Here is a 9,033-nt window from a genome sequence, read left to right on the forward strand (position 1 = left end):
GCGCAAAGCCGTAGGGCGGCCGGTCGTTCATCTTGGCGAAAAACGGCGGCAAAAGGAACGAAAAAAGGCCTGTCGGCGGGCGGAGAGACCTGTGCCGGGGCTAATGCACGAAGCGGCGCACGTCGCGCAGCACGCTCGGCAGCACCTCGCGGGCCTGCTGCTGGGTCATGCCGGGGCGGATCCGGCGATGGTAGAGCATGTTGAGGATGTAGCGGTCGTAGACCGTGAACTCGCTGTGCCGGGAGGCGTCGTTGAAGACGCTGTGGGTGAGGCTCCGGTTGTCGTTCATCGGGCCGAGCCCCTGCAGCACCTCCTCCACCAGGCAGCGGTGGAACAGGAATTCGCCCTCGTCGGCGACGATGACCGCGGTGGACCGCGAAATGCCGCGTTCGTCGGAAAGGACGCGAACGAGGCAGCGTCCGGGCGCGCTGGCCGCGGGATCGCCGTAGATCTCGTTGCGCACGATGCCTTCATACTGGTTCCGGTCGACGATATAGACGACGAAATTGGCGTCGTCCGGACGTGACGCGAAGTCGAGGCTGAGACCGCGGATCTTGCTCCTCAGGCTGCGGATGAAGGCGGTGGCGTCGCGCCTGCGGTCGTTGCCGGAGATGTTGCGCACGAAGAAGCTGACATTGCCGGTGTATTTCTTGACCAGATAGGGCTGCCAGTTCCAGGTCCGGTATTCCAGCCCGAACACCGTCTTCATGAACCCGTCGATGAGTTCCCGGTCGCTGAAGCCGGTGGGGGCGGCATCGCTCCGCGCGCCGGCGGCCGAGGCCAGCGCGACGGCGAAGATGGCCGCGGCAAGGGCAGCAGCAAGGCCGCGAAGGCGGTTGCGGACGGTGTAGACGCGGGACATGGGACGCTCGGTGTCCTTGTTCGACTGGCCGGATTTTAGCGCGTTGTCCGACCCGGTCCAACTGTTCTGCCATCGCCAATACAAGCGCTTGCCACGGTAAGGACTTCATTAATCGTCGCCGGGCTAGGTTAAAGCTCGGGATAATGAGGACTTGCATGACCAATCGCAGACGACTTTTTCGCGTCGAGGCAATGCACGGCGCACCGGCCGGCATGGCCTCTTCGGGTCCGGTTGCCATCGATCACTTCGCCGACCGGCGCCATCAGGAAGTGCTGCGCGAGGTCGCGGCGCTCAAGCAGATGGTCACCGACCTTGCCAAGGCGCGGCCGTCCGGCAGCGACGACAGCGGCAGGGCCGACGAGGTGCGGGCCGACATCGCCCATCTCGACGAGGAATTCAAACACCTCAAGCAGGAGATGCACGAGGCGCAGAAGCTCAAGGTCGAGCTCGACTCCATGCATGAGGCGATCAGCCAGACCAAGCGCGAGATCGCGTCGCTGCATGTCAACTCGTTCGAGGGCAAGCAGATGACGCGCGTCACCGACGAGCTCGACGAGGTCGTGCAGGGCACCGAGCAGGCGACGGAAAAGATCCTCGCCGCGGTCGAGACGATCGACGAGCAGGCCTCGAACCTGGCCGCCCGGCTGACCAACCGCGACCAGGACATGGCCGCGGACATCCAGGACAAGGTCGTCGGAATCTATGAGGCCTGTAACTTCCAGGACATTACCGGCCAGCGCATCACCAAGGTCGTCAACGCCCTGCGCTTTGTCGAAAACCGTATTTCCCGGATGATGGAGATCTGGGGCGGCATCGACAGCTTCAAGGAAGTGGAAAGCGAGATCCACGAGGAGAAGGTCCACAGCGACGCCGACAAGGCGCTGCTCAACGGACCGGCCCAGCAGGTCGACGAGGGCGTGGCCTCCCAGGACGACATCGACGCGCTGTTCGCCTGATCGACGGAAAAACCGGCACAGAATTTTGACGTCCGGACGGCCTCGGCCGTCTGGACGTTTCTATTTGTTCCGGATATGTTCTATCTCTTCCAAAGGGCGAGGGGGACGTCATGGACCAGGACGACGAGCAGCAGACACCGGAGGACGGCATCCTGATCGGCGCCGACGGCCGCCCGCGCTGCTGGTGGCACGGCAACCTGCCGGACTATCTCGCCTACCACGACACCGAATGGGGCCGGCCGGTCGCCGACGACCGGCGCCTGTTCGAAAAGATCTGCCTGGAGGGCTTCCAGTCGGGCCTGTCCTGGCTGACCATCTTGCGCAAGCGCGAGAACTTCCGCGCCGCCTTCGCCGGCTTCGACTTCGAGAAAGTTGCCCGCTTCGGCGAGGCGGATGTCGAACGGCTTCTGGGCGATGCCGGAATCATCCGCCACCGCGGCAAGATCGAGGCGGCGATCAACAACGCGGCCCGCGCCGTGGAACTGGTCGAGGAGGCGGGCTCGCTCGCCGCCTTCGTCTGGAGTTACGAGCCGGCGCCGGAGGAGCGCCCCGCCCGCTTCGACAAGGCGAGCCTCGGGCCCCTTGCAAAGACCGCGCAGTCGGTGGCGCTTGCGAAAGATCTGAAGAAGCGCGGCTGGAAGTTTTTCGGCCCGACGACGGCCTACGCCTTCATGCAATCGGTCGGCATCGTCAACGACCACCTTGAAAGTTGCTGGTGCCGACACGAGGTAGAGCGGCAGAGGGCGTCGTTCGACAAGCCGGCCTGATGCCGTTAACGATGGCGGCATTTGAGGGCGCTCCGGGGCTGCTTTGGGCGAAAAATTTCGCCGCCATGTTGCACCGCGTCTTGACAGTTTCCCTTCCCGTGACTAACTCAGCGACGACTGTTAGCACTCACCTGAAGAGAGTGCTAACGCTCACGCAAACAGCGAACAAACGTTCACGGCAAAAACTCAGAGGAAGCTTTTCAAAATGAAGTTTCGCCCTCTTCACGACCGCGTAGTCGTCCGTCGCGTCGAATCCGAAGAAAAGACCGCCGGCGGCATCATCATCCCCGACACTGCCAAGGAAAAGCCGCAGGAAGGCGAAGTCGTCGCCGTCGGTCAGGGCGCCCGGAGCGAGTCCGGCGAGCTGATCGCGATGGACGTCAAGGCCGGCGACCGGGTCCTGTTCGGCAAGTGGTCGGGCACCGAAGTCAAGATCGATGGTGAGGATGTCCTGATCATGAAGGAATCCGACATCATGGGCGTGATCGGCTGACCCGCCGGTAGCAACGACGATCGGGACGTCACCCCGGCATCCGCGCCGACCGGCGCGAGCCTGGCCTGACTGTCCCAGTCCACCACCGAACCACCCGGCGGATCCTTCCGGACCGGGAAAGACATTCAAGGAGCTGAAATATGGCTGCCAAGGAAGTAAAATTCGGATCCGATGCCCGCGACAAGATGCTTCGCGGCGTTGACCTTCTCGCCAACGCCGTCAAGGTGACGCTCGGTCCGAAGGGCCGCAACGTCGTCATAGAGAAGTCGTTCGGCGCCCCGCGCATTACCAAGGACGGCGTCACCGTGGCCAAGGAAATCGAGCTTGAGGACAAGTTCGAGAACATGGGCGCCCAGATGGTGCGCGAAGTCGCCTCCAAGACCAACGACCTGGCCGGCGACGGCACCACCACCGCCACCGTCCTCGCCCAGTCCATCGTCAAGGAAGGCGCCAAGGCGGTTGCCGCCGGCATGAATCCGATGGACCTGAAGCGCGGCGTCGACATGGCCGTCAAGGCCGCCGTCGACGACCTGACCGCCCAGTCCAAGTCGATCAACACCTCCGAGGAAGTCGCCCAGGTCGGCACCATCTCGGCCAATGGCGAGCACATCATCGGCGAGAAGATCGCCGAGGCGATGCAGAAGGTCGGCAACGAGGGCGTCATCACCGTCGAGGAATCGAAGGCTCTGGAGTTCGAGCTGGAGACCGTCGAGGGCATGCAGTTCGATCGCGGCTACCTGTCGCCGTACTTCGTGACCAACGCCGAGAAGATGGTCACCGAGCTTGAGGATCCGTACATCCTCCTGCACGAGAAGAAGCTCTCCAACCTGCAGGCCATGCTGCCGGTTCTGGAAGCGGTGGTGCAGTCCAACCGTCCGCTGATGATCATCGCCGAGGACGTCGAGGGCGAGGCGCTCGCCACCCTCGTGGTCAACAAGCTGCGCGGTGGCCTCAAGGTCGCGGCCGTCAAGGCCCCGGGCTTCGGCGACCGTCGCAAGGCCATGCTGGAGGACATCGCGATCCTGACCGGCGGCCAGGTGATCTCCGAGGACCTCGGCATCAAGCTTGAGAACGTCACCCTCGACATGCTCGGCACCGCCAAGCGCGTCACCATCACCAAGGAAGAGACCACGATCGTCGACGGTGCCGGCGAGAAGGCCGACATCGAGGCCCGCGTCGGCCAGATCAAGGGCCAGATCGAGGAGACCACTTCCGATTACGACCGCGAGAAGCTCCAGGAGCGCCTGGCCAAGCTCGCCGGCGGTGTTGCCGTCATCCGCGTCGGTGGCGCCACCGAGGTCGAGGTGAAGGAGAAGAAGGACCGCGTCGACGACGCCCTCAACGCGACCCGAGCGGCCGTCGAGGAAGGCATCGTGCCGGGCGGCGGCGTCGCCCTGTTGCATGCCCGCCGCGCCGTGGAGAAGGTCACCAGCGACAATGCCGACGTTGCAGCCGGCATCAAGATCGTGCTGCGTGCCCTTGAGGCGCCGATCCGCCAGATCGCCGAGAACGCCGGCGTGGAAGGCTCGATCGTCGTCGGCAAGGTGACCGAGTCCAAGGACGAGAACTTCGGCTTCGACGCCCAGACCGAGTCCTATGTCGACATGATCAAGGCCGGCATCATCGACCCGACCAAGGTCGTGCGCACCGCCCTGCAGGACGCGGCCTCCGTCGCCGCCCTGCTGATCACCACCGAGGCGATGGTCGCCGAGATTCCGAAGAAGGACTCCGGCGCACCGGCGATGCCGGGTGGCGGCATGGGCGACATGGGCTTCTAAGCCACGCGTCCACAACGCAACGAAATACGGCAAAGGGCGGTCTTCGGGCCGCCCTTTTTCGTTGTGGCAACGCCTGGCTTTTCCGCGTTGCCGAACCGTCACGGAACTTTCAAGGAAGCGTCACCCGGCTTGCATGAACCGCACCTAGCCTCCCGCCCAGCCTCAACGAATCCTCACATCCGCATACTCGGAAAATTCCAGGGAGAGCCAGAGATCATGCGCGTCCTTCGCTGCCATCTCACGACCGGCCTCGGCGCGATCCTCGCAGCCGCGACCGTGACCGCCGCCAATGCTGCCGACGGTGCCGCCTATTTCGAGCGCACCGCGTCCATGCCGGTCTACGAGACCCTCGGCGACGGCGTCGACAAGGCGACCGAAACGGTCGCCGAAATCGCCGCCGCGTCGACGGATGGCCGCACGCTGATCTTCACCGACGGCCCGGGCGAGGCGCTGGTCTTCGTCGACGCGACGCAGCCGGCGGCGCCGAAGCCGCTCGGCCGCACCGCGCTCGGCGGCGAGCCGACCTCGGTCGCCGTTGCCGGCGGCTTTGCCCTTGCCGGCGTCAATACCTCGGAGAGCTTCGTCAAGCCGGGTGGCCATCTCGCCGTGATCGGTGTCGACAGCCGCGAAACGGTTGCGAAATGCGACGTCAAGGGCCAGCCGGACTCCGTTGCCGCCAGCCCGGACGGCAAGTTCGTCGCAATCGCCATCGAGAACGAGCGCGACGAAGACCTCGATGACGGCGTCATCCCGCAGATGCCGGCGGGCCACCTCGCGATCTTCGACCTCGACGCCGAGGGCCGGCCGACAAATTGCGATGCCGTGCGCATCGTCGACATGACCGGCCTTGCCGAGATCGCGCCGGAGGATCCGGAGCCGGAATTCGTCTCCATCAATGCCGACAACATCGCCGTCGTCACGCTGCAGGAGAACAACCACATCGCGCTCGTCGACCTCGCCACCGGCAAGGTAACGGCGCATTTCTCCGCCGGCACGTCGAGCGCGGAGAACATCCCGACCGAGAAGGCCCGCGCCGTCGACGGCGCCGGCTCGATCACGGACGTCGCCCGCGAGCCCGATGCCGTCGCCTGGATTGACAATGACCGCTTCGTCACCGCCAACGAGGGCGACTACAAGGGCGGCTCGCGCGGCTTCACCATCTTCGACAAGGCTGGAACGGTGCTCTACGACAGCGGCAACGCCCTGGAGCAGATGGCCATGCGCACCGGCCACTATCCGGCCAAGCGCGCCCACAAGAAGGGCGCCGAGCCGGAAGGCACGACCGTCGGCACCTTCCGCGGCGAACGCCTGATCTTCGTTTCCTCGGAGCGTGCCAACTTCGTTGCCGTCTACCGCGACACCGGGGCCGAGCCGGAATTCGTCCAGTTCCTGCCGACCAATGTCGCCCCGGAAGGCCTGCTTGCCATCCCGTCCCGCGATCTCCTGATCGTCGCCAACGAAAAGGACAGCGCTGACGACAGCGTCCGCGCGATCCTCGGCATCTACAGCTTCGGCGCCATGGAGCCGTCCTATCCGACCATCGTTTCCGACACCGACCCGGCAACCAAGGCGCCGATCGGCTGGGGCGCTCTCTCCGGCCTTGCCGCCGACCCGGCCGATGCCGCGAAGGTCTATGCCGTCAGCGACAGCTTCTATGACGCGGCGCGCATCTTCACCCTCGACGTCTCCGCCATGCCGGCGAAGATCGTCTCCTATGTCGACCTGAAGGGCGGCTCCGCCAGGGGCTACGACCTTGAGGGCATCGCGGTGCGCAGCGAAGGCGGCTTCTGGCTGGCCAGTGAAGGCCATCCGGAAAAGGAGCTGCAGCATCTCCTGATCAAGGCCGCTGCCGACGGCACGGTGGAGGAGGAGATCTCCTTGCCGGAAGAGCTCGTCGCAAAGGCCGCACGCTTCAGCCTGGAAGGCGTTGCCGAATACGAGGTGGGCGGCCAGACCCGCGTCGTCGTCGCCGTGCAGCGCGAATGGGGCGACGATCCGAAGGGCATGACCAAGCTTGGCATCTACGACCCGGCCGACAAGACCTGGGGCTTCGTCCACTATCCGCTGGACAAGCCCCGCTCGGCCGCTGGTGGCTGGGTCGGCCTTTCGGAAATCACCTCCCTCGGCGGCGCCCGCTTCGCCGTCATCGAGCGCGACAACAAGGGCGGTCCGGACGCCGCGATCAAGCAGGTGACGGTGACCTCCCTTGATGGCGTCACCCCCGGCGCCGTCGGCAGCGAGCTGCCGGTGGTAACGAAGCGCCTTGCCATCGACCTGTTGCCGGCGATGGCCGCGACCAGGGGCTGGACGCCCGACAAGGTCGAGGGCCTGACGGTCACCGCCGACGGCCGCATCCTTGCCGTCACCGACAATGACGGCGTCGACGATGCCTCCGGCGAGACGCTGTTCCTCGACCTCGGTTCGGTCAAGCGCCTCGACTGATCCCGCTTGCGGAGAGGGGCAAAAAGCCCCTCCCGCCTTTGCCGCCAAGACCGCCTCGGCCCGGAAGGCTCGCCTTCCGGGCCTTTTCTTTGTCTGGCGGCCCTTTTCCGGAGATTTTCCGCAGTTTTTTCCCAACGCGCCAAAGCGTGATGCCGGTCACAACGCCGGGCCGCGATCGCCCTTACCTTCAAATCATCGGGGGGCACCAAAGAGCCCCGAAGCGGAGCCCCGAAGGAACGGACAGCTCCACCACCAACCAAACAGTTGATGAGACACCTGAAGGAGAACACTGCCATGAACACCCTGATGAAGAAGACCGTCACCGGCTTTACCGCCCTCAGCATCCTCGCCGGTGCCTTTGCCGCCACCGCCGCGCCGGCCGCCGCCGGCCCGCTCAATGTCGGCCCGGCCGTTGCCGCCGCCTCCGCCGACACCACGGCCGAAGTCCAGAAGGTCGGCTGGCGCCACCGCCATCGTCGCCACCACCGCTGGCACCGTGGCCACGGCCGCGGCTGGGGCTATGGCGCCGCCGCCCTCGGCTTTGCCGCCGGCGCCGCCTATGTCGCGACCCGCGACTGCGGCTGGGAGATCGTCCGCAAGAAGCGCTACAACCGCTGGGGCGAGCGCGTGATCGTCAGGAAGAAGGTCTGGGTCTGCGATTGATCCCTGCCTGACTTGACCTCCAAAACACCGAAGGCCCCGCCGATGTCCCCCGGCGGGGCTTTTGGGTTTTGGCGGGATTTAGGGCGCACGCGACGCCGTATGGATTGCCGCGTCGGCCTGTCGGCCTCCTCGCAATGACAAGAGAGCGTCATTGCGAGCGCAGCGAAGCAATCCAGTCCGGCCTTTCGTGCGGGCGCCCACGGCAGCCACAACCAGAAACCGACATGGCCGGCTATCGGATCAGATCTCCGAGGCCGCCTTCAGCGCGTCGTGGTTCTCGATGCAGTAATAGCCGGAGATCCGGCTGATGGTGCCAGAGCGCTTCCAGTCGCTGAGGACGCGGTTGACGTTCTCCCGCGCCGCCCCCGCCATATTGGCAAGGTTGGCCTGGCTGACCTTGTAGTGGATCAGCACCCGGCCGTTGTCGAGCGGCTTGCCGAAGGTCTCGGCAAGCTGCAGCAGCGTCTGCGCCACCCGGCCCGGCAGCGGCAGGAAGCTGCGCGCGGCAAGGACATCGTTGGCAAGCCGGAGCCGCGTGCCGACGACCGCCAGCATGTGCCGGTAGACGGCCGGATTGGCATCGCCGAAGCGCGCGAAGGCGGCCTTTTCGATGAAGGCGAGCCTCGACGGCTTCAAGGCGGTGACCGTCGCCGAGCGCGGCCGCCCGTCGAGCAGGGCCAGTTCGCCGACCAGCGCGCCCGGGCCGAAGACGGCGAGCAACTGCTCCTCGCCCTCGTGGGAGATGACGCTGACCTTGATGGACCCTTCCAGGACCGCATAGAAGCCGTTGCCCGGATCGCCGGTGTGGAAAAGGATCTCGCCGGACGACAGGCTGACGCCGCGAGCAAGCCCCGACAGGCCCTCCGCCAGCGCCTCCGGCAGTCCGGCAAGCGAAAAGCTGTTTTCCAGAAAACTCTTGTCGAGCCGCATGGCCGCCTCCCCGGATTGATATCCCGAGCATAGCCTATTTCGCGGCCGCGCCGGCAAGCCCGTAGCGGGCGCGACGGCCGGGAGGGACGGGCAGGGGTGGAGGATACACGCCTTGACTCCGTATTCGCTACCATGGAGTGTA

The 9,033-nt window shown here is 65.4% G+C and carries 8 protein-coding genes; 6 read left to right on the top strand and 2 right to left on the bottom strand.

The genetic code is table 11. The features are described 5' to 3' along the window. Window positions 1–100: 100 nt before the first annotated feature. Window positions 101–862, bottom strand: coding sequence for a DUF2927 domain-containing protein (locus CH339_RS07890; RefSeq protein ID WP_111433803.1), 762 nt, complete (start codon window positions 860–862; stop codon window positions 101–103). A 155-nt stretch (window positions 863–1,017) separates the two neighbouring features. Between CH339_RS07890 and CH339_RS07895 the strand changes: the two genes are divergently transcribed. From CH339_RS07895 to CH339_RS07920, 6 genes are all read left to right on the top strand, one after another. Continuing rightward, window positions 1,018–1,818, top strand: coding sequence for a protein phosphatase CheZ (locus CH339_RS07895; protein ID WP_111433804.1), 801 nt, complete (start codon window positions 1,018–1,020; stop codon window positions 1,816–1,818). A 110-nt stretch (window positions 1,819–1,928) separates the two neighbouring features. Beyond that, complete coding sequence (locus tag CH339_RS07900) at window positions 1,929–2,585, top strand: DNA-3-methyladenine glycosylase I (RefSeq protein WP_111433805.1); 657 nt, start codon at window positions 1,929–1,931, stop codon at window positions 2,583–2,585. A 205-nt stretch (window positions 2,586–2,790) separates the two neighbouring features. Next, window positions 2,791–3,078, top strand: a complete 288-nt coding sequence (gene groES, locus CH339_RS07905) for a co-chaperone GroES (RefSeq protein WP_111433806.1) — start codon at window positions 2,791–2,793, stop codon at window positions 3,076–3,078. A gap of 140 nt (window positions 3,079–3,218) precedes the next feature. Further along, complete coding sequence (gene groL / locus CH339_RS07910) at window positions 3,219–4,856, top strand: chaperonin GroEL (protein ID WP_111433807.1); 1,638 nt, start codon at window positions 3,219–3,221, stop codon at window positions 4,854–4,856. 216 nt (window positions 4,857–5,072) lie between these two features. Continuing rightward, window positions 5,073–7,298 (top strand): esterase-like activity of phytase family protein, encoded by a 2,226-nt coding sequence (locus tag CH339_RS07915; protein ID WP_111433808.1) that lies wholly within the window; start codon window positions 5,073–5,075, stop codon window positions 7,296–7,298. A gap of 294 nt (window positions 7,299–7,592) precedes the next feature. Continuing rightward, window positions 7,593–7,961: a hypothetical protein gene (locus CH339_RS07920; protein WP_111433809.1), complete on the top strand. Its 369-nt coding sequence runs from the start codon at window positions 7,593–7,595 to the stop codon at window positions 7,959–7,961. A 240-nt stretch (window positions 7,962–8,201) separates the two neighbouring features. Here CH339_RS07920 and CH339_RS07925 read toward each other — a convergent pair whose 3' ends face one another. Continuing rightward, entirely contained in the window at window positions 8,202–8,891 is a 690-nt protein-coding gene (locus tag CH339_RS07925; protein ID WP_111433810.1) for a Crp/Fnr family transcriptional regulator, read from the bottom strand. Between the last annotated feature and the right edge of the window lie 142 nt (window positions 8,892–9,033).

Source organism: Rhodobium orientis (assembly GCF_003258835.1).
GTDB classification, from domain to species: domain Bacteria; phylum Pseudomonadota; class Alphaproteobacteria; order Rhizobiales; family Rhodobiaceae; genus Rhodobium; species Rhodobium orientis.